The following is a 19,734-nucleotide window of genomic DNA, read 5'->3' on the forward strand; positions in this document are numbered from 1 at the left end:
CGCCTCCGGCGGGTGGGCCCGGCCCACCCCCCGGAGGCGTGCGATCGGGCGCCGCGCGGACCGCACGGACCGCGCCGGCGGCGTAGCCTGGAGGCATGCGACGCCGGAAGCTGGCGTACGGGATCATGATGGGCACGTGCCTGACGCTGTTCGTGCTGGCCTGGGCGGTGGTGCGGCTGTTCTCGCCGCCGCTGGCGATCGCGATGTCGGTGGTGGCGATGGTCATCCCGCCGTTCGCCGCCGTGGTCGCGAACTGGGGCGTCGACCGCCGCGACTGAGAGCCCCGCCACCGCGCGCCGCGCCCGCGCGCCCGCGCGGACCTGCCAGAGTGCCGTCCCATGACGGGTACGGACATCGCCGGGCTGCTGGACCTGGCGGGCATCTTCGTGTTCGCGGTGTCGGGCGCGCTGGCGGCGGTGCGGCAGCGCCTGGACGTGGTCGGCGTGGTGGTGCTGGCGGAGATGACCGCGCTGGGCGGCGGGATCGTGCGCGACCTGGTCATCGGTGCCGTCCCGCCCGCGGCGTTCACCAGCCTGGGGTACGTGCTGGTCCCGCCGGCCGCCGCGGCGCTGGTGTTCTTCTGGCATCCCCAGGTGGCCCGGATCATGCCGGCGGTGCTGCTGTTCGACGCGGCCGGGCTGGGCCTGTTCTGCGCGACCGGCACGCTCAAGGCGCTGGAGTACGGGCTGTCGCCGCTGCACGCGGCGCTGCTCGGCGTGATCACCGCGATCGGCGGCGGAATCCTGCGGGACATGATGAGCGGCCAGATCCCGGCCGTGCTGTACGACCGGGAGCTGTACGCGGTGCCGGCGATGCTGGGCGCGGCCGTGGTCGCGGTCGCCACCGCGGCCGGGCTGCACGGGGCGGGCGTGATCGCCGGCGCCGCCGTGCTCGCCTTCGTGCTGCGGGTGCTGGCGATGCGGTACCGCTGGCGGGCCCCGCTCCCCCGCGGCGTCACCGGCCCGCCGCCGCCCGACCCCCGGGACCTGCGGGACTAGCGGGACCCGGCGGGACGGTCCTTCGCGCGGCGGGCCGTTCGGAGGTACCGTCACGGTATGGGGCGGATCACCGTACGCAGGCCGGTCCTGCGGTTGAGCACGGCGGGCGTGCGGGGGCGCAGGCCCGACACGCTGGCGGTCGAGGAGCCGCTGGAGATCCGGGTCGCCGGGCGGCCGCTGACGATCACGATGCGCACGCCGGGCGACGACTTCGACCTGGTCGCCGGGTTCCTGACGGCCGAGGGCGTCATCGGGCGCGCCGACGACCTGCTCGCGATGCGCTACTGCGCCGACACCACCGAGCAGAACACCCTCGACGTGGTGCTGGCCGAGGGGGTCGAACCGCCCGGCGAGTCGATGACGCGGGCGTTCACCACCACCAGCGCCTGCGGGGTGTGCGGCAAGTCCAGCATCGAGGCCCTGCGGGTGCGGCGGCCCTACGACGTCGCCGCCGACGGCCTCGTACTGACCCCCGGCACGCTCGCCGCGCTGCCCGACCGGCTGCGCGAGGCCCAGCGGGTCTTCGACCGCACCGGCGGGCTGCACGCGGCGGGCCTGTTCGACGGGAACGGCGAGCTGCTGGTGCTGCGCGAGGACGTGGGGCGGCACAACGCCGTCGACAAGGTGGTGGGCTGGGCGCTCAACAAGGGGCTGCTGCCGCTGACCGGCCGGGTGCTGATGGTGAGCGGGCGCGCGTCGTTCGAGCTGACGCAGAAGGCGATGCAGGCGGGCATCCCGGTGCTGGCCGCGGTGTCGGCGCCCTCGTCGCTGGCGGTGGAGCTGGCCGAGGACGCGGGCATGACGCTGGTCGGCTTCCTGCGCGGCGAGACCATGAACGTCTACACCGGCGCGCACCGCATCGACACCTCCGGCACCTCCGGCCCGTGATCCGGCCCGTGATCCGGCCCGTCCCGCGCGTCCGGCCGCGGCGCGCACGGCGTGCCAGGTCGTGGCGCCGGGCACTCACACAGTGACGAAAACCAGCCGGTAACTTATCGCCCGGATCTCAAGAAAACCCTCTCCCACGCGGGTTCACTGCTTCCCCAAGCGCAGTGGACCCCGACGACAACGCGAGGAGAGGGCATGGCCACGCCATCGGCGCCGGGCACGACCGCGGCGCCCGGGCTCGACGAACGGCACCCGCCCATCAGGACCCGCCGGGTGGCGTTCGACTGGTCGAAGACGCCGCTGCACTGGGTGCCCGGCGACCCGGTCGCCACCCACATCATCAACAGCTTCCACATCGTCCTGCCCGAGGGCGAGAAGTGGTTCATCCAGTGCGTCAAGGACGCCCGCCCGCACATCCGGGACGAGCGCCTGCTGGCGGAGATCAAGGGGTTCATCGGCCAGGAGATGGTGCACGCCCGCTCCCACCAGGGCGTGCTGGACCGGCTCCTGGAGGCCGGCGGGATCGACGTCACCAGGATCACCGGACCGGCCGGGCAGGGCAACACCGAGCGGCCCGCGCGGATGGCCGCGCTGAAGGAACGCTCGCCGCGCCGGTGGCGGCGGCGGCTGCGGTTCGAGCTGGCGGCCGTCGCCTCGATCGAGCACTACACCGCCGTGCTCGGCCAGTGGATCATGGACAACCGCCGGCTGGACGAGGCCGGGGTCGACCCGACCATGCTGGACCTGCTGCGCTGGCACGGCGCCGAGGAGGTGGAGCACCGCTCGGTCGTCTTCGACGTCTACAAGGCGATGGGCGGCGGCTACCTGATGCGCGTCGCGGCCTGGGTGGTCTCGCTGTTCTTCCTGTACTGGGCCCTGATCGGCGGCTCGCTGTTCCTGCTCAGGCAGGACCCGCTGGTCAAGGGCAGGGTGACGCTGCCGCGCTTCCTGCGGGCGTACCGGCGCTCGGTCCGCAGGGGCCACGTCCCGGGCGTCTTCCGGCTGCTGCTGGGCGAGGCCCCGGTGTACCTGCGGCCCGGGCACCACCCGTCCAAGATCTGCTCCACGCCGCAGGCGCTGGACTACCTGATGCGCTCCCCCGCCGCGCGCGCCGCCGGCTACGACCCGTACTGACCGTCCCGCACCGGCGTGGCGAGATTCACGGGAGGGGCGACTTGACCGGAAGGGATGCGGGCGATTAATTAACAGCGTGTCCAATAAAGTCGCGCTCGCCCGCCCCCACGACCCCGCGGAGCTCGAGCGGTTCCGGGAGGTCCAGCGGCTCAGCTACCGGTGCGCCGCCGAGATCGCCGGCACGCTGGAACCCGGCGTCACCGAGCGCGAGGTGTGCCGCCGCATGCGGCGCTGGCTGCGCGAGCGCGGCGTGGACGACTGGCTGCACACCCCGTTCGCCTGGTTCGGCGACCGGAGCGCCTTCCGCGGCTTCCGGGTCCCGACGCAGTTCCTGCCGAGCGGCGCCCGCCTCCGGGAGGGCATGCCGTACATTCTCGACATGGCGCCGGTGAAGGACGGCTACTCCGCCGACATCGGATACGCGGGCGTCCTGGGCACCAACCGGATCTGGGAGCGGCTCGACGCCGACCTGGCCGGCTACCGCTCCCTCATCCTCCGGCTGGTCCGGGAACGGCGCGCCTTCGCCGACATCTACGCCGAGGTGGACGCCCTCATCGAGCGCCAGGGGTACCGGAACCGGCACCGCGAGTACCCCGGCCGCGTCATCGGCCACCAGGTCGGCGTCCTCGGCGGTCCCCTGCCCAGGCGCGTGGCGTTCCCCTTCGGGGTGCGCTTCCTGCAGACCATCGGCCGCGAGCTGGTCAGGGAGCGGCTGGAGGGGCGCTCCCCGCTGTGGAACGGGTCCGCCCGGTCCCGGCACCCTCCGACGCCGGGCCTGTGGGCGGTGGAGCCGCACATCGGCTTCCGCGGCGTGGGCGTGAAGTTCGAGGAGATCCTCGTGGTCACCGAGGACGACGCGTACTGGCTCGACGACGACCTCCCGCACGTCCACCGGTGGGCCGCCGGGACGGCGGAGGCGTGAGCGGGCGGCGGGGCATGGGCGCAGGACAGGGCACGAGCGAGGAAGAGGGCATGGGCATGGGCGGAGAGCCGGGCACGGGCGGGACCGGGGTCACCCGGCGGCGGGTCCGCGGCGACGGGGTCGATCTCGCGGTCTACGAGCAGGGCGACCCGTCCCGGCCGACCGTGCTGCTGCTGCACGGCTACCCCGACACCCACGCCGTCTGGGACGAGGTGGCCGCCGAACTCGCCGGGCGCTTCCACGTGGTCCGGTACGACGTGCGCGGCGCCGGGGCGTCGTCCCGCCCGTTCGGCCGCCGGCACTACGCCTTCGAGCACCTGATGGCCGACCTGCGGGCGGTCCTGGAGGCGACCGCCCGCGGGCCGGCTCCGGTCCACCTGGTCGGCCACGACTGGGGCTCCATCCAGGGCTGGGAGGCGGTCTGCACGATGCCGGACCGGTTCGCCTCCTTCACCTCGATCTCCGGCCCCTGCCTGGACCACGTGGGCCACCTGACCCGCCGCAACCTGACCAGGCCCACGCCGCGCAGCGTCCGGCAGGCCGCCGGGCAGGGCCTGCGGTCCTGGTACATCTACTTCTTCCAGACCCCGCTGCTGCCCGAGGCGCTGTGGCGGACGGGCATGACCCGGGCGTTCGCCCGCGCGCTGGAGATCGGCGAGGGGATCGCGCCCCGTCCCGGGCATCCGGCCCGCACGCTGCCGCGCGACGGCGCGGCCGGCGTCGGCCTCTACCGGGCCAACATGCCGGGCCGGCTGCGCCGCCCCCGCGACCGCCGCACCGACGTGCCGACGCAGGTGATCGTGCCGACGCGGGACCTGTTCGTCTCCCCGCACCTGGTGCGCGGGCTGGGCGAGCGCGTCCCGAACCTGTCGCTGCGGACCGTCGCCGCCGGGCACTGGGTACCGCGCTCCCGCCCCCGCGCCGTCGCCGCCTGGATCACCGAGCACATCACCGGGGTCGCCGGCGGGCCGCTCACCGCCGCCGAGGAGCGCGCGCTGCGCCGCGCCCGGGTCCGCCGGGGCCGGCGGCCGTTCGAGGGCGCCCTGGTGGTCGTCACCGGCGCGGGCAGCGGCATCGGCCGGGCCACCGCGCTGGCGTTCGCCGAGCGCGGCGCCGAGGTCGTCGCCGCCGACCTGGACCCGGCCACCGCCCAGCGCACCGCCGAACTGGCCGCGCTGGTCGGCCCGGCCGGGCACGCGTACCGGATCGACGTGGCCGACGGCGAGGCGATGGAGGACTTCGCCAAGTCCGTCCTGCACGAGCACGGCGTCCCCGAGGTGGTGGTCAACAACGCCGGGATCGGCATGGCCGGGTCCTTCCTCGACCACTCGGTGGAGGACTGGAAGCGCGTCCTGGACGTCAACCTGTGGGGCGTCATCCACGGCTCCCGGCTGTTCGCCGCGCAGATGGCCGAGCGGGGGCAGGGGGGCCACATCGTCAACACCGCCTCGGCCGCCGCGTACACGCCCTCGCGCACCCTGCCCGCCTACGCCACCACCAAGGCGGCGGTGCTGATGCTGTCGGAGTGCCTGCGGGCGGAGCTGGCGGGCAAGGGCATCGGCGTCAGCGCGATCTGCCCGGGGGTGGTCGACACCGACATCACCCGCACGTCGGCGTTCGTGGGCCTCGGCGAGGAGGAGCAGGCCGCGAGCCGGCGGCGGGCGGCCCGCGCGTACGCGCTGCGCGGCTTCGGCCCCGAGGGCGTCGCGGAGCGGATCGTCGCCGCGGTGCGCGACGACCGGGCGGTCGTCCCGGTCACCGCCGAGGCCTGGCTCGGACGGGCCGGCGCGCGGCTGTCACCGGGGCTGATGCGGCTGTTCGCGCGGCTCGACCTCGGCTGATCGGCGAGGTCGTTTACCGCGAAGGGGTTTTCCCGCCCGGCCGAACGTGCCATTTTGGCAACAGGAGCCCGGCGCACGGCCCACCGCGGTCCCCACCCGGGCTGGCGTCCGAACCGGCACCGGAGCGTGAGCACATGCGGATCCGCGACCTTCTACGCAGAAAGGGGACGACGGTGGCCACCGTGCGTCCCGACGCCACCGTACGAGACCTGCTGGCCGCCCTGGCCGAGCACAACATCGGCGCCGTCGTCGTCTCCCCCGACGGCGCCACCATCGCCGGCATCGCCTCCGAGCGGGACGTGGTCCGCCGGCTGCACGAGCACGGCGCCGACCTGCTCGGCCGCCCGGTCTCGACGATCATGACCGCGCAGGTGCGGACCTGCGAACCGGGCGCCGACGTGGACGATCTGCGCCGCACCATGACCGAGCACCGGATCCGGCACCTGCCCGTGGTGGAGGACGGGCGGCTGGCCGGGATCGTCAGCATCGGCGACGTGGTCAAGAGCGCGATCGACGAGCTGGAGAGCGAGCGCGAGTACCTGGTCGACTACATCCAGCGCGCCCCCTGACCGGCGCGTACGCCGCCCTCGGCGCTGACCCCGGCCCCCGCCGAGGGGGCCGGGGTCAGACGTAGGCGGGCAGCGGGCGCGCCGGCGGGGCCGACCGGACCTCCCGGTAGGCCACCGCCAGGCGGTCGACGGCCTCCCGCAGCGTGTCCGGAGGCAGGACGTAGGGCAGCCGCACGCGGTCCTCCAGGACGCCGTCGGCGCCGAACACCGGCCCGGGCACCACCCGCACGCCCAGCCGCTCGGCCGCCTCGGCGAGCGCCGTCGCCACCGGGGCGTCCATCCGTGCCCACAGCGACATGCCGCCCTCGGGCAGCCCGAACTCCCAGCCGGGCAGCCGGTCGCGCAGCGCCGCGGCCAGCGCGTCCCGGCGGAGCGCCAGGCCGGCCGCCCGTTCCGCGCGGACCTCCTCCACCCGCAGCAGCAGTTCCCGCACGATCAGCTGGTCGATGACCGGGCCGGCGAGGTCCATCGGCTCCCGCGCCACGGTCAGCCGGCGGGCCAGCGGCGCCGTCGTCCGGATCCACCCGACCCGCAGCCCGCCCCACATCAGCTTGGACGCCGAGCCGATGCTGACCACCCGCCCGCCGGTGTCGAACGCGGCCATCGGCGGCGTCCGGGGCGCGGCCGGGTCCAGCGCCACCTCGGCGAAGGTCTCGTCGGCGACCAGCAGCGTGTCGGCGCGGCGCGCCGCGCCGACGAGCGCGGCCCGGTCCTCCGCCCCCATCAGCAGGCCGGTGGGGTTGTGGAAGTCGGGGACGGTGTAGGCCAGGCCCACCGCCGCCTGCCGCATGCTCCCGGCGATGAGCTCCACGTCCCAGCCCTCGTTCACCCCGACCGGCACCAGCCGGGCGCCGAGCCTGCGCAGCGCGCCCAGCGCGTGCGGGTAGGTGGGACGCTCGACCATGACCGGCGCGCCCGCCTCGACCATGGTCTGGGTGAGGAGGGTGAACGCGTGCTGCGCGCCGGTGGTGACCACGATCTGGTCGGGCCGGGTCGGGACGCCGTGCTCGGCGTAGCGGGCCGCGATGACCTCGCGCAGGCCGGCCAGCCCGGCGGGCTCGTACCCGGGGCCGGAGCTGTAGCGCGGCAGTTCGGCGACCGCGGCGGCGACGGCCTCCTCGAAGATCGCCGGCGCGCCCGGGGTCGCGCAGCCCAGGTCGATGAAGCCGGGCACGTCGGCGGGCGCGTGCGCCATCCCGAACCGCCCGTCCGCCGCGCCGGTCCGCACCGGCGCCGGGCGGGGGGCGAGCGCGGACATGGTGGTGGGCGGCAGCGCCGTCCAGCTGCCCGCGCCCTGCCGGCTCTCGACGTACCCTTCCTCGCGCAGCCGGTCGTAGGCCGCCGTCACCGTCGTGCGGCTGACCCCGAGGGCCGCGGCCAGGTCGCGCTCGGCGGGCAGGCGGGTGCGCAGCGCCAGCCGCCCGTCCAGCACCAGCGCGCGCACCGCCCGGGCCAGCGCGGCGTAGTACGGCCGCTCCTGCGGCACGTCCCCCAGCATCCGGGCCAGCTGCGACCCGCCCACGTAACGCGTCCCCATAAAGGCCACTTTTCCACATTGGCCCTTCAATCACCAGGCCACCGGCGGCGAGACTGGCCATCATCATCGGTGGATCTTGGGAGGGTTCGCGAAAATGGCCCTGATGGCACGCAGGCTGGTGCAGCTGTACGCGGGATTGGCCCTGTACGGGCTCGGCATCGCGCTGCAGGTGGCCTCCACGCTGGGCAACGACCCGTGGGACGTGTTCCACCAGGGCCTGTCCCGGCGGTTCGGGCTGTCCATCGGCGCGTGGATCATCATCGTGGGCGCGCTGGTGATGCTGTTCTGGATCCCGCTGCGGCAGCGCCCCGGCCTGGGCACGATCAGCAACGTCGTGCTGGTCGGCCTGTTCGCCGACCTGTTCCTGTGGCTGCTCCCCGACCCGGGGGCGGCGGCCGCGCGCTGGGCGTACCTGGCCGCCGGGATCCTGGCGGGCGGCGTCGCCACCGGCTGCTACATCGGCGCCGGGCTGGGCCCGGGACCGCGGGACGGCCTGATGACCGGGCTGGCCGCGCGCGGGCGCTCGGTCCGGGTCGTCCGCACCGCCATCGAGCTGACCGTCCTGGCCGCCGGCTGGCTGCTGGGCGGCACGGTCGGGATCGGGACGCTGCTGTACGCGGTCGCGATCGGCCCGCTGTCGCACGTGTTCCTGCCGATGCTGGAGATCAAGGACCCGAAGGCGGCGCCCGCGGGCGAGCCGGACGCCGAACCCGGGCCCGGCCCCCGATCCGAGCCCCGTCCCGAGCCGGAGGCCGCCCGCCCCTGACGGCCGGCCGCTCCGCCGGTCAGGCCAGGCGGAGCCGGACGACCTGCTCGGCCAGGTCGGCCAGCAGCCGGTCGGCGGAGCCGGTCAGCTCGTCCAGGGTGCGGGCCCCGTCGGCCAGGCTGAAGGCGGCGGTGAGGCCGAGCGCGTGCAGTTCGTCGAAGGGCCCGGCGACGCTCCCGGCCAGCGCCACCGCCGGCACGCCCCGCTCGCGGGACAGCGCGGCCACCACGGAGACCGCCTTGCCGCCGGCGCTCTGGCCGTCCACCCGGCCCTCACCGGTGATCACCAGGTCGGCGCCGTCCAGCGCGGCGGGCAGGCCCACGGTGTCGGCCACCAGGTCGGCGCCGCGGGCGGGCTCGGCCCCGAGCAGCGCCACCAGCCCGCCGCAGGTGCCCCCGGCCGCGCCCGCGCCGGGCAGGTCGTGCACCCGGACGCCGGTGTGCTCGGCGAGGACGTCGGCGAGCCGGGTCAGCGCGGCGTCCAGCGCGGCGACCTGCTCGGGCGTGGCGCCCTTCTGCGGGCCGAAGACCTCGGCCGCGCCGCGCGGCCCGACGAACGGGTTGGTCACGTCGCAGGCCACCCGGAACCGGGTCTCCCGGACCTCCTTGGACAGGCCGCTGTCGTCGATCGCGGCGAGCCGGGCGAGGGCTCCGCCGCCCGGCGGCAGCTCCTTGCCGGCCGAGTCCAGGAAGCGCACCCCGAGGGCGCGCAGCAGTCCGGTGCCGCCGTCGGTGCTGGCGCTGCCGCCGATGCAGACCAGGATCTCCCGGGCGCCGTGCCCGACCGCGTCGGCGATCAGCTCGCCGGTCCCGGCGGTGTCGGCGCGCAGCGCGTCCAGGCCCGAGTCGGCGAGCAGCGGCAGCCCGGACGCCGAGGCCAGCTCCACCACCGCCGCGTCGCCGTGCGCGGACAGGGCGTAGCGGGCCCGGACCGGGCGGCCCAGCGGATCTTGGGCGGTCAGCACCAGCTCCTGGCCGCCCAGGACGCTGAGGAAGCAGTCCAGGGTGCCCTCGCCGCCGTCGGCCATCGGCACGGACGTCACGTCGGCGTCGGGGTAGGCGCGGCGCACGCCCGCCTCCACGGCGGCGCACACCTCGACGGCGCCGAGGCTGCCCTTGAACGAGTCGGGCGCCACGACGATCCGCGGCGGACGGGACTCCCGGTTCAACGAAGGCTCCATCCGGTCACGGCTCGGCGGTCAGCGTGGTGAGGACCGAGGCGAAGTCGGCGGGCAGCACCAGCGCGTCGTCCTCGTACCTGGTCTCCAGCAGGGTCATCTCGCCCGCCCGCCACCAGTACAGGTGCGGGCTCAGCGACCCGGGCCCCTCCTCGTAGGCGGTGTGGGCCTGGCTCTGCAGCTCCTTGGCCGCGGCGACGGCCGCGCGGTAGCGGGCGCGGGGGCCGCCCTCGGCGGGCTGGATGGGGTGGGCGACGATGAGGCTGCGGTTGGGGGCGATCACCAGCGCGCCGTACGGGCCGATCGGCAGGTACTCCTCCAGCCAGGCCAGATGGGTGACGGCGTAGAACGTCCAGCCGTGCAGGGCCGCCACCCGGACGCCGCCCACGTCCTGCTCCTCCAGCTGCAGCGGCCCGTCGGCGCGGACGTTGGCGCGGCCCAGCATGAACAGCGCGTCGCCCGAGACCGGCCAGCCCTCCATCTCGTCGGTGGTGACGGTGCGGACGGTGGTGGGCGTGTCGACGACCACCACCTCGATCAGCCCGGGCGCGAACGGCCGTGCGGCGAGCACGCCGTTGTCGGCCTCGGCCGGGTAGATGCGGGTGCGCAGCAGGTGCTGGGCCAGGTCGAAGTCGCTGAGGTCGAGGGGCTCCTCGATCGCGGTCACGATCGTGGTGACGTGGTCGGAGACCAGCGCCGGCCAGTCGTCGCGGGGCACCAGCCGGGCCAGCTGGCGCAGGTTGCGCATGCTGACGTGCAGGCGGTTGGCGCCCTCCAGCAGCATGACGTCCCCGGGGACCCGCCGGGACGCGTAGCCCAGGCTCTCGGCGACCAGCACCAGGAGGGAGTCCAGGGTGCCGTCGTCCGAGGGGTCGGGACGGGCGTGCCGCCCGCTCATCGCACACCTCCCTGAGGCGCGGCGGCCAGGGTCAGCGCGCCGGTGTCGAGCCGGTGGGGGGCGCCCAGCTCCAGGGTCAGCTGGCACGGCCCGTGCCCCGCGGGGAGCCCGGCCAGGATCGGCACGCCGAGCGGCGCCAGCCGCCCGGCCAGGACGGCCTCGACCTCGGCGGGGTCGCCGCAGCCGGTCCAGGTGCCCAGCGCGATCCCGGCCGCGCCGTCCAGCCAGCCCGACCGCAGCAGCTGGGTGAGCATCCGGTCGATGCGGTAGGGGGCCTCGGAGACGTCCTCCAGGAAGACGATCCGGCCGGCGGCGGGCGGCGGGTGGTCGGGGGTGCCCAGGAGCGCGGTGAGCAGCGACAGGGTGCCGCCCGTGAGGAGGCCCTCGGCGCGTCCGGGCCGCAGGGCGCGGGTGCCGGTCACCTCGCCGCTCCCCCGGCCCGCCGCGGGGCGCCTGGGCCCCTCTTCGGCGCCGTGCGCGGCACCGCCGGAGGTCTGGGGGGCGTCGCCGGCGTCCGGGGCGAACAGGACCTTCCGGAAGTGCTCCAGGGAGCGGTCGCGGTCCTCGCCGCGGCCGCCCGCGAACACCTCGCCCGCGGGCATCGGCCCAAAGGAGGTGGTGACGCCCAGCCGCGCCCCGAAGGCCACGTGCAGCGCGGTGACGTCGCTGGAGCCGTGCAGGATCTTTGGAGCGGTCCCTCGGCCCGCCGCCGCCATCGCGTCCCAGTCCAGCAGGCCCAGGAGGCGGGTCGCGCCGTAGCCGCCGCGGGCGCACAGCACGGCGCGCACGCCGGGGTCGCACCAGGCGGCCCGCAGGTCGGCGGCCCGGTCGGCGTCGCCGCCGGCCAGCCGCTGCCAGCCCTCGCGCGCCGGTCCGGCCAGGCCGGTGCGGTCGAGCGCGTGCGGGGCCACCGTCACCTCCAGGCCGAGCCCGGACAGCACCGCGCGGCCGGCCTCGAGCCGATCGGGGTCCACGGGTCCGCTGGGAGCGATCACGACCACTCGGTCACCCGGGCGGAGCCGGGCGAAGCGCCGGGGCCCGGAGGCGGGCGCCCGGCCCGGTTCGTCGCCGGGATCGAGGCCCGGATCGCGCTCCCCGTCGCCGTCCGATCCGGACAGGCGATCGGAGGTACGGTCAAGTGGCCGGTCGGACACGCTCCGGCGGTCGTCCTCTGCCCCCGCGCGGGCGACCCCGCTCACCAACCCGATCCCTCCTCGCTCCGCAACGGATAGAGCTTGTCAGGATTGAGCCCCGAGGGGAAGAGGGCGCCGGTCACGACCCGGCGACAAAGCGTGGCCCTCCCCACGCCGGGGCGGCCTCCGGTCGCCGTCGCGGCACGGACCGTCACGGCGCGGAGCCGAGGGCGAGGGCGACCAGCCGCGGCAGCGTCTCGCCGATCGGCCTGCGCAGCACCGCGTCGGCCAGCTCGTCGTAGGGCGTGGGCTCGGCGTTGACGATCACCAGCCGGGCGCCGGTCTCCACCGCCTCCAGGCACAGCCCCGCCGCCGGCTGGACGGTCAGCGAGGTGCCCACGGCCAGGAACAGCCCGCAGGAGCGGGCGGCCCGCAGCGCCGCGTCCAGCACGTCCTCCTTCAGCGCCTGCCCGAACGAGATCGTCGCCGACTTCTGGATGCCGCCGCAGTCGGGGCAGGGCGGGTCCTCCTCGCCCGCGTCCACCCGGGCCAGCACCTCGGGCATCGGGGTGCGCAGCCCGCAGGACAGGCACTCGGCCTCGCGCATGGTGCCGTGGATCTCGATCACCGCCGACTCGCCCGATCCGGCGCGCTGGTGCAGCCCGTCGATGTTCTGGGTGATCAGGGCGCGCAGCCGGCCGGCGCGCTCCAGGTCGACCAGCGCGGCGTGCGCGGCGTTGGGCTCGGCGTCCCAGGCGGCGTGGTCGCGGCGGGACCGCCAGGCGCGCCGCCTGACCTCGGGGTCGGCCAGGTACGTGCCGATCGTGGACATGGCCTCGGCGGTGGGGTCCTTGGTCCAGACGCCCTGGGGCCCGCGGAAGTCGGGTATCCCGCTGTCGGTGCTGATTCCGGCTCCGGTGAGTACGGTGATCATGCCCGACTCCGGCAGCCAGCCGGCCAGGGTGGTTGCGCTCATGGTCACAGGCTAGGACCGGAACGCCCCATTCTGGACTGATTATCCTGGCAGGCTACGGGGAGGACAGGAGACGCCCGGAACCCGGGCCCGCGCCGAAGTGAGAGACTGGGCGGTGGTATGAAGGCAACGCCGCACATCCTGGTGATCAACGGGACCAAGGTCCGGCGCCCGGTGTTCGTGCTGGGCTCGCCGCACTCCGGTGCCGATCTGCTGGCCCGCGCCGTGAAGCGCTCCGCCGGCTTCCATCTGACGGTCGGGCGGCCCGGCGTGCTCCGGGTGACCTACGCGTTCGCGCGGCGGCCGTCGATCGCCTCCGACCGCGGCCGCGGCGCCGCCCGGGTCCTGCGCGATGCCTACGCCGAGGCCTGGCAGATCTCCGGGCGCGGCTGCGCCGAGTGCCCGGCCGAATGCTGGGAGGCGGCCGGGCTGCGCCCGCTGCCGGAGGGCGGCGACCCCGAGTCCGGCCCGTGCGCGGAGCCGCGCGGCGTCGACCGCTTCGCCGACGCCTCCCCCGACCTGATCTACAGCGCGGACGTGCTGCTGGACGCCTTCCCCGACGCCCAGCTGGTCCAGGTGATCCGCGACGGCCGGGACGTGGTCGCCGACATGCTCGACGACGAGCGCTGCATGGCCTGGTTCAAGCCCGGCCTGACCAACCTCGACGAGGTGTTCCCCAACCCGTTCCTGGGCGTGGAGGAGGTCATGGAGCGCGCCCGCTGGCCCCGCGCGGCCGCCGCGGTCAAGTGCGCGCTGCGCTGGCGCGGCTCGGTGCGGCTCAGCGCCAGGCTGCGGGCCCAGACGCCCGAGGAGCAGCTGCTGACCGTCCGGTACGAGGACCTGGTGCGGCGGCCGGGCCAGGTCTCCGACGAGGTGTCGGAGTACCTGGGCTCGCAGATCTCCAAGCTCGCCCTGACCAACCTGGCCCGCGAGGCCGGGGCCCGCGGCGGCGAACCGCGCCGGGCCGAACCGCGCCGGGCCGAACCGCGCCGGGCCGAGCTGCGCAGGCCCGAGGCGCGCCTCGGCGACTTCCTGCGCCCCGACCTCCGCAAGGCCGACCCGCGCAAGACGGACCTGCGCAAGGCGGACCTGCGCAAGGGCGAGGGCCGCAAGGGCGACCGCGACCCGGCCGGCGCCGGGGGCTGGCGCGAGCGTCTCACGCCGCGCCAGCTCGCCCAGGTCGAACGGATCGCCGGTACCGAGCTGAGCCGCCTGGGCTACCCGCTCAGCGCCGGCGCAGCAGCCCGGACGGAGCGGCCGTGAGCCGCGGGCCGAGCCACCCGATGGCCACCCCCGCCGCGCCCAGCCCCACCAGCATGACCGTGTAACGGGCCGGACCGTTCTTGGCCACCTGTGCCGCGCTGGGCACCGGGCCGATCGTCAGACGCACTTTGCCGCTCCTCTTCATCTCCATGTCGATCCCGCCTGTCGTCCACCGCGCGCGGGTGACGGCGGCGCGCACCGGCGACCGCCGCGCCGGGACGCTCCGTGCGGACGCCGGCGCCGCGCTGACACTCTGTGCTGAACTCTGACGCGCGCGGATGGCCGCCGGGTTGCCGTCCCGGCGCGGCGAAAGAAAGACAAGGAAACCGCATCCGAAGCGCGGACACGGGTGATTCCCCGGAAACCGGGGGTTACTCCTGGGAAAGCAGGGACGCGGCCCGCCCGCCGCCGTCCCCGTCGCCCGCCTGGCGGGCGAACTGGGTCCGGTAGAGCTCGGCGTACAGGCCGCCCTCCAGCAGCAGTTCCTCGTGCCGGCCGCGCTCTGCCACCCGGCCGCCGGAGATCACCAGGATCTGGTCGGCCTCCCGGATCGTCGACAGCCGGTGCGCGATCACCAGCGAGGTGCGGCCCGCCAGCGCGGTGCGCAGCGCCCGCTGCACGGCCGCCTCGGACTCGGAGTCCAGATGCGCGGTGGCCTCGTCCAGGACCACCACCGACGGGGCCTTCAGCAGCAGCCGGGCGATCGCCAGCCGCTGCTTCTCGCCGCCCGACAACCGGTAGCCGCGGTCCCCCACGACCGTGTCGAGCCCCTCGGACATGTCCGCGATCAGCTCGCCGACCTGCGCGGCCTCCAGCGCGGCCAGGATCTCCTCGTCGGTCGCGTCGGGACGGGCGTAGCGCATGTTGACGCGGATCGAGTCGTGGAACAGGTGGGCGTCCTGGCTGACCACGCCGACCTGCGCCCGCAGCGACTCCAGCGTGACGTCGCGGACGTCCTGCCCGCCGATCCGGACCGCGCCGTCCGACACGTCGTACAGGCGGGAGACCAGGTGGGTGATGGTCGACTTGCCCGCGCCGGACGGCCCGACCAGCGCGACCAGCTGCCCCGGCGCGGCCGTGAACGACACCCCGTGCAGCACCTCGCGGCCGGGCGCGGTGTCGGTGCGGGCGATCGACTCCAGCGAGGCCAGCGACACCTCCTCGGCGGAGGGGTAGGCGAACTGGACGTCGTCGAACTCCACCGAGGGGGCCTCCGCCGGCACCTGCCCGGGCCCGGCCGCGCGCGCGTGGCCCTTGCCCAGGTCGACGCCGCCGCCGACGTCGAGGACGTGGGGAGCCCCACCCGTCCCGGAGGCGGACCGCCCGTCCGGGCTCGCCGGGCTCTCCGGGCCGTCCGCGCGGCCCCGGCCGTCCAGGGCGTCCAGGTCGCCGCCGGGCGAGGCGGCGCCGTCGCGGCCGCCCAGGACGCGGGCGTCCTTCTTGTCGGCGATCAGCGGCTTCAGGTCGAGGACCTCGAACACCCGGTCGAAGCTCACCAGCGCGGTCATCACGTCGACGTGGACGTTGGACAGCGCGGTCAGCGGGCCGTACATCCGGGTCAGCAGGGTGGCCAGCGCCACCAGGGTGCCGAGCTGGAAGTTCCCGTCCACGACCAGGAAGCCGCCGACGCCGTACACCATGGCCGTGGCGAGCGCGGCGACGAGGGTGAGCGCGGTGAAGAACACCCGGCCGTACATCGCGGCGACCACGCCGATGTCGCGCACCCGGGCGGCGCGCTGGGAGAAGTTCTCCTCCTCCTCGGCGGGGCGGCCGTACAGCTTGGCGAGCATCGCCCCGGCCACGTTGAAGCGCTCGGTCATCAGCGAGCTCATCTCCGCGTCCAGCTTCATCTGCTCGCGGCTGATGCCCGACAGCCGCTTGCCGACCCACTTGGCCGGGAAGATGAACACCGGCAGGAGCAGCAGGGCGATCAGCGTGACCTGCCAGGACAGGATCATCATCGTGATCAGCACCAGCACCAGGCTGATCACGTTGGAGACCACCGAGGACAGGGTGGTGGTGAGGGCGCGCTGGGCGCCGATCACGTCGTTGTTGAGCCGGCTGACCAGCGAGCCCGTCTGCGCCCGCATGAAGAAGGCGACCGGCTGCCGCTGCACGTGCCCGAACACCTGGGTGCGCAGGTCGTAGATCAGTCCCTCGCCGACGCGCGCCGAGTACCAGCGCTGGGCCAGCCCGAGCACGGCCTCCAGCAGCGCCAGCCCGGCCACCGCCACGGCCAGCCAGACCACCAGGTCGTGCCGCTGGGGCACGATGCCGCGGTCGATGATCGCCTTGAGCAGCAGCGGGTTGGCGACCACGATCAGCGCGCCGAGCGAGTTCAGCGCCAGGAACAGCACCAGCTCGCGCACGTACGGGCGGGCGTAGCCCGCGATCCGCTTGACGGTCCCGGGCTTCAGCCGCTGCTGCGTGACCGACCCGTCGCGGCGGAACGAGGCCATCACCTGCCAGCCGTTGCCCGGCATTCCCGGCATCCCCACTTGCAGCCTCCGAGATCTCTGCGGCACCGCCCACATCGACACGCGCGCCCCGGCCGGGGGCACGTAATCAAGTAAGCATCTCAGTGTCCGCCGACCAGAACGCCCCGCGACCGCCGGGGCTTCCCCGCTCCGCTCACGGCGTAACGCCCGGGTCACGCGTTCGGCTCAAGAAGGTCGATATCGGGCCACCGGCTGGACGCCCGCGGTCCGGCGGGTTACAAGTGATCGACATCGTCAGGCTCATCACCCCCTGGAGCCCCCGTGACACGACGTCTCACACGAGGCGGCGCCGGCGTGATCACCCTCGTCGCCGCGCTGCTCGCCACCGCCGCGCCGCCCGCCGGGGCGGCCCCCGCGCCGCCGCGGATCAAGGTCGAGAACGGCCAGACCCAGCCGGTCTTCTCCCGCGCCGAGGCGGTCACCCAGACCGTCAGCATCGAGACCACCGTCGACAGCGACCGGGACGGCGTCCGCGACCGGGTCCAGCTGCGCGTCATGCGGCCGAAGGAGACCGACCGGGGCCTCAAGGTGCCGACCATCCTGGAGCCCAGCCCGTACTGGGCCGGCACCCACGACATCCCGCTCTACCCCGTGGACGTCGACGGCGCCCAGACCCGCAAGAGCGCGGCGCCGAAGCGGAATCTCGCCGAGATCTTCCCCGGCTACTACGACAACTACTTCCTGCCGCGCGGCTACGCCGTCGCCAACCTCGACAGCATCGGCACCGGCGGCTCCACCGGCTGCCCGACCTCCGGCGACCGCGCCGAGCAGGCCGGCACCAAGGCCGCCGTCGACTGGCTGAACGGCCGGGCCCGCGGCTGGGCGCCCGACGGCACCCCGGTCACGGCCGGCTGGTCCACCGGGAACGTCGGCATGATCGGGCAGTCCTACAACGGCACCCTGCCCAACATGGCGGCGGCCAGCGGCGTCGAGGGGCTGAAGGCGATCGTGCCGATCGCCGCCATCTCCAGCTGGTACGACTACTACCGCGCCAACGGCGGCGTCGTCGCGCCCGGCGGCTTCCAGGGCGAGGACCTGGACATCCTGGCCAAGGTCGTCCTCACCCGGAAGGACCCCGAGGTCTGCCGGACGGTGATCGACGAGCTGACCGCCACCCAGGACCGGGAGACCGGCGACTACAGCAGGGTGTGGGCCGAGCGCGACTACGTCGGCGACGCCCGCAAGGTCCGCGCCGCCGTCATGGTCGTGCACGGCCTCAACGACTGGAACGTCAAGGTCAAGAACTCCGTGCAGTGGTGGAACGCCCTCAAGCAGTCGGGCGTGCCGCGCAAGCTGTGGCTGCACCAGGCCGACCACGCCACCCCCTTCCGCTGGCGGCTGGAGGAGTGGCTGCGGCAGACGCACCACTGGTTCGACCGGTGGCTGTACGACATCGACAACGGCGTCACCCGGGAACCGCGCGTCGACATCGAACGCGCCCCCGGCCAGTGGGAGACCGCGCGCGACTGGCCCGTCCCCGGCACCCGCAGCGTGCCGCTCAGCCTGAACGCCGGCGCGGGCGCCGCCCAGCCGGGTTCCCTGTCGCCCCTCCCGCGCCCCGGCGCCGCGCAGTCGCTGGTGGACGCCGGGCGGACCCGTACCGCCGAGCAGCTCCTGGTGAACCAGGACCAGGCCGACCCCAACCGGCTGGCCTACCTCACCCCGCCGCTCAAGGCGCCCGTCCGGATCAACGGCATCCCGAAGGCCGACGTCAGGGCGTCCCTGGACGGCCGCTCGCCGTACCTGACGGCGCTGCTGGTCGACTACGGCACCGACACCCGGCCGACCGGGGCCCGCTACGACACCGGTGAGCGGGTCTGCTACGGCCAGGGCGTGCCCGGCGACGACGGCTGCACGACCCGGCTGGGGCACCGGACCGAGACCGCCCCCTTCAAGATCATCACGCGGGGGTGGCTGGACGCCCGCAACCGGCACAGCCCCGCCCGCACCGAGCCGATCCGGGCCGGGCAGACCTACGACTTCCGCTGGGACTTCGAGCCCACCGACTACGTGGTCAAGCCCGGCCACCGGCTCGGCGTGATCGTCCTGTCCACCGACCACGACTACACGCTCCGCCACCCGGCCGGGACGGAGCTCGCCCTCCGGCCGGGCGCCAGCAAGGTGTGGCTGCCGCTCGCCCCCGGCGGCCGCGAGGCCCTCGGCTGACGGCCCCGGCCGACGGGCCCCGCTGACGGGGATCCGTCGGCCTCAGGGCCGGGAGGCGAAGAGCTCGCGGAGGCGGCCGATCTGCTCATGGCGTTCGGCCGCCGCCTGCTCCTCCAGCGTGCGCTCCGGGGCCTGCCACAGCAGCCGCTTGGTGGCCGCGGCGGCCCCGGCGTTCACCGCCAGCAGGGAGTCGACCAGGCCCCGCACGGCGGCGTCCAGGCCGTCGCGGGGCGTCACGATCTCGGCCAGGCCGAGCCGGGCGGCCTCCTCGGCCCCGACGGTGCGGGCGGTCAGGCACAGCTCCAGGGCGCGCGGCACGCCCACGATCTCCACCAGCGGCTTGGTGCCGGTCAGGTCGGGCACCAGCCCGAGCGCCGGCTCCTTCATGCAGAACGACGTGTCGTCGGCGATCACCCTGATGTCGCAGGACAGCGCCAGCTGGAACCCGGCGCCGATCGCGTGGCCGTGCACCGCCGCGACCGACACGACGCCGGGACGGCGCAGCCAGGTGAAGCCCTCCTGCAGCCCGGCGATGAACCGGTCGGCCTCGGCCGGGTCGGCGCCGCCGGAGAAGCGCCGCTCCCCCTCGCCGCCGGGGGCGAACATGCCCAGGTCGATCCCGGCCGAGAAGGACGGCCCCGCGCCGCGGACCACGACCACCCGGACGTCCTCGGGCAGGCTCCGGCCCACCGCCGCCATCGCGTGCCACATCGCGAACGTCATCGCGTTGCGGCGCTCCGGGCGGTTCAGCGTGAGCGTGGCGACCGGGCCTTCGACGTCGAGGCGGAGCCCCGCCTCCTCCAGGCCGGGCCCGGCCTCCGTGCCCCGGCCGGGCACGCCTTCGCCGGAGACGCCGTCCTCGCCCCCGACCGCCAGGACCGACCCGCCCGGACTGTAGGCCAGCGGCTGCGGGAGCCGGCTGGTCTGGAAGTGGAACCCGTACGGCACCCCGACCGCGGCGGGCGCCACCT

Annotated in this window: 18 protein-coding genes; 10 read left to right on the forward strand and 8 right to left on the reverse strand. The window is 75.0% G+C overall.

Annotation, left to right across the window (positions count from 1 at the left end; genetic code table 11):
• Window positions 1–95 precede the first annotated feature (95 nt).
• From ACFPZN_RS29105 to ACFPZN_RS29135, 7 genes are all read left to right on the forward strand, one after another.
• Window positions 96–278: a DUF3099 domain-containing protein gene (locus ACFPZN_RS29105; protein WP_378285422.1), complete on the forward strand. Its 183-nt coding sequence runs from the start codon at window positions 96–98 to the stop codon at window positions 276–278.
• Window positions 279–338: 60 nt separating this feature from the next.
• Window positions 339–998, forward strand: a complete 660-nt coding sequence (locus tag ACFPZN_RS29110; RefSeq protein ID WP_378285423.1) for a trimeric intracellular cation channel family protein — start codon at window positions 339–341, stop codon at window positions 996–998.
• Between the two features lie 57 nt (window positions 999–1,055).
• On the forward strand, window positions 1,056–1,886 hold the full coding sequence (fdhD, locus tag ACFPZN_RS29115; RefSeq protein WP_378285424.1) for a formate dehydrogenase accessory sulfurtransferase FdhD: 831 nt from the start codon (window positions 1,056–1,058) through the stop codon (window positions 1,884–1,886).
• Window positions 1,887–2,081: 195 nt separating this feature from the next.
• On the forward strand, window positions 2,082–3,020 hold the full coding sequence (locus ACFPZN_RS29120) for a metal-dependent hydrolase (protein WP_378285425.1): 939 nt from the start codon (window positions 2,082–2,084) through the stop codon (window positions 3,018–3,020).
• A gap of 76 nt (window positions 3,021–3,096) precedes the next feature.
• On the forward strand, window positions 3,097–3,942 hold the full coding sequence (locus tag ACFPZN_RS29125; RefSeq protein ID WP_378285426.1) for a M24 family metallopeptidase: 846 nt from the start codon (window positions 3,097–3,099) through the stop codon (window positions 3,940–3,942).
• Between the two features lie 56 nt (window positions 3,943–3,998).
• Window positions 3,999–5,783: an SDR family oxidoreductase gene (locus ACFPZN_RS29130; protein ID WP_378285442.1), complete on the forward strand. Its 1,785-nt coding sequence runs from the start codon at window positions 3,999–4,001 to the stop codon at window positions 5,781–5,783.
• Between the two features lie 134 nt (window positions 5,784–5,917).
• Window positions 5,918–6,352, forward strand: a complete 435-nt coding sequence (locus tag ACFPZN_RS29135; RefSeq protein WP_378285427.1) for a CBS domain-containing protein — start codon at window positions 5,918–5,920, stop codon at window positions 6,350–6,352.
• Between the two features lie 55 nt (window positions 6,353–6,407).
• On the opposite strand, the gene yczR is transcribed toward ACFPZN_RS29135, so the two are convergent.
• Complete coding sequence (gene yczR / locus ACFPZN_RS29140) at window positions 6,408–7,889, reverse strand: MocR-like transcription factor YczR (RefSeq protein ID WP_378285428.1); 1,482 nt, start codon at window positions 7,887–7,889, stop codon at window positions 6,408–6,410.
• A gap of 94 nt (window positions 7,890–7,983) precedes the next feature.
• Here yczR and yczE point away from each other — a divergent pair, with 94 nt between their 5' ends.
• Window positions 7,984–8,655, forward strand: a complete 672-nt coding sequence (gene yczE / locus ACFPZN_RS29145; protein WP_378285429.1) for a membrane protein YczE — start codon at window positions 7,984–7,986, stop codon at window positions 8,653–8,655.
• Between the two features lie 19 nt (window positions 8,656–8,674).
• Here the strand turns inward: yczE and ACFPZN_RS29150 are convergent, their stop codons facing one another.
• The 4 genes from ACFPZN_RS29150 to ACFPZN_RS29165 all read right to left on the reverse strand — a co-directional run bounded on the left by ACFPZN_RS29150 (window position 8,675) and on the right by ACFPZN_RS29165 (window position 12,839).
• Window positions 8,675–9,823 carry a glycerate kinase gene (locus tag ACFPZN_RS29150; RefSeq protein WP_378285430.1) on the reverse strand — a complete coding sequence of 383 codons (1,149 nt, stop codon included), beginning with the start codon at window positions 9,821–9,823 and terminating at the stop codon, window positions 8,675–8,677.
• Window positions 9,824–9,839: 16 nt separating this feature from the next.
• Window positions 9,840–10,730, reverse strand: coding sequence for a hypothetical protein (locus ACFPZN_RS29155; RefSeq protein WP_378285431.1), 891 nt, complete (start codon window positions 10,728–10,730; stop codon window positions 9,840–9,842).
• The gene (locus ACFPZN_RS29160) at window positions 10,727–11,929 is read right to left on the reverse strand and encodes a S66 peptidase family protein (RefSeq protein WP_378285432.1); all 1,203 of its coding nucleotides are present in this window, start codon (window positions 11,927–11,929) and stop codon (window positions 10,727–10,729) included. Before ACFPZN_RS29160 ends, ACFPZN_RS29155 begins: the two co-directional genes overlap by 4 nt.
• A gap of 145 nt (window positions 11,930–12,074) precedes the next feature.
• Window positions 12,075–12,839 carry an SIR2 family NAD-dependent protein deacylase gene (locus tag ACFPZN_RS29165; RefSeq protein WP_378285433.1) on the reverse strand — a complete coding sequence of 255 codons (765 nt, stop codon included), beginning with the start codon at window positions 12,837–12,839 and terminating at the stop codon, window positions 12,075–12,077.
• A 117-nt stretch (window positions 12,840–12,956) separates the two neighbouring features.
• On the opposite strand from ACFPZN_RS29165, the gene ACFPZN_RS29170 reads away from it, so the two are divergent.
• The gene (locus ACFPZN_RS29170; RefSeq protein ID WP_378285434.1) at window positions 12,957–14,099 is read left to right on the forward strand and encodes a sulfotransferase family protein; all 1,143 of its coding nucleotides are present in this window, start codon (window positions 12,957–12,959) and stop codon (window positions 14,097–14,099) included.
• On the opposite strand, the gene ACFPZN_RS29175 is transcribed toward ACFPZN_RS29170, so the two are convergent.
• Together ACFPZN_RS29175 and ACFPZN_RS29180 are read right to left on the reverse strand one after the other, a co-directional pair.
• Window positions 14,062–14,226 carry a hypothetical protein gene (locus tag ACFPZN_RS29175; RefSeq protein WP_378285435.1) on the reverse strand — a complete coding sequence of 55 codons (165 nt, stop codon included), beginning with the start codon at window positions 14,224–14,226 and terminating at the stop codon, window positions 14,062–14,064. The two genes, ACFPZN_RS29170 and ACFPZN_RS29175, sit on opposite strands and share 38 nt — an antisense overlap.
• Before the next feature lie 244 nt (window positions 14,227–14,470).
• Window positions 14,471–16,591: an ABC transporter ATP-binding protein gene (locus tag ACFPZN_RS29180; protein ID WP_378285443.1), complete on the reverse strand. Its 2,121-nt coding sequence runs from the start codon at window positions 16,589–16,591 to the stop codon at window positions 14,471–14,473.
• A gap of 267 nt (window positions 16,592–16,858) precedes the next feature.
• On the opposite strand from ACFPZN_RS29180, the gene ACFPZN_RS29185 reads away from it, so the two are divergent.
• A complete protein-coding gene (locus ACFPZN_RS29185) occupies window positions 16,859–18,763 on the forward strand; it encodes a Xaa-Pro dipeptidyl-peptidase (protein ID WP_378285436.1) in 1,905 nt (634 codons plus the stop codon).
• Between the two features lie 42 nt (window positions 18,764–18,805).
• On the opposite strand, the gene ACFPZN_RS29190 is transcribed toward ACFPZN_RS29185, so the two are convergent.
• Window positions 18,806–19,600, reverse strand: coding sequence for an enoyl-CoA hydratase/isomerase family protein (locus tag ACFPZN_RS29190; RefSeq protein ID WP_378285444.1), 795 nt, complete (start codon window positions 19,598–19,600; stop codon window positions 18,806–18,808).
• Window positions 19,601–19,734: the final 134 nt, after the last annotated feature.

The organism is Actinomadura rugatobispora, from assembly GCF_042656285.1.
GTDB lineage: Bacteria > Actinomycetota > Actinomycetes > Streptosporangiales > Streptosporangiaceae > Spirillospora > Spirillospora rugatobispora.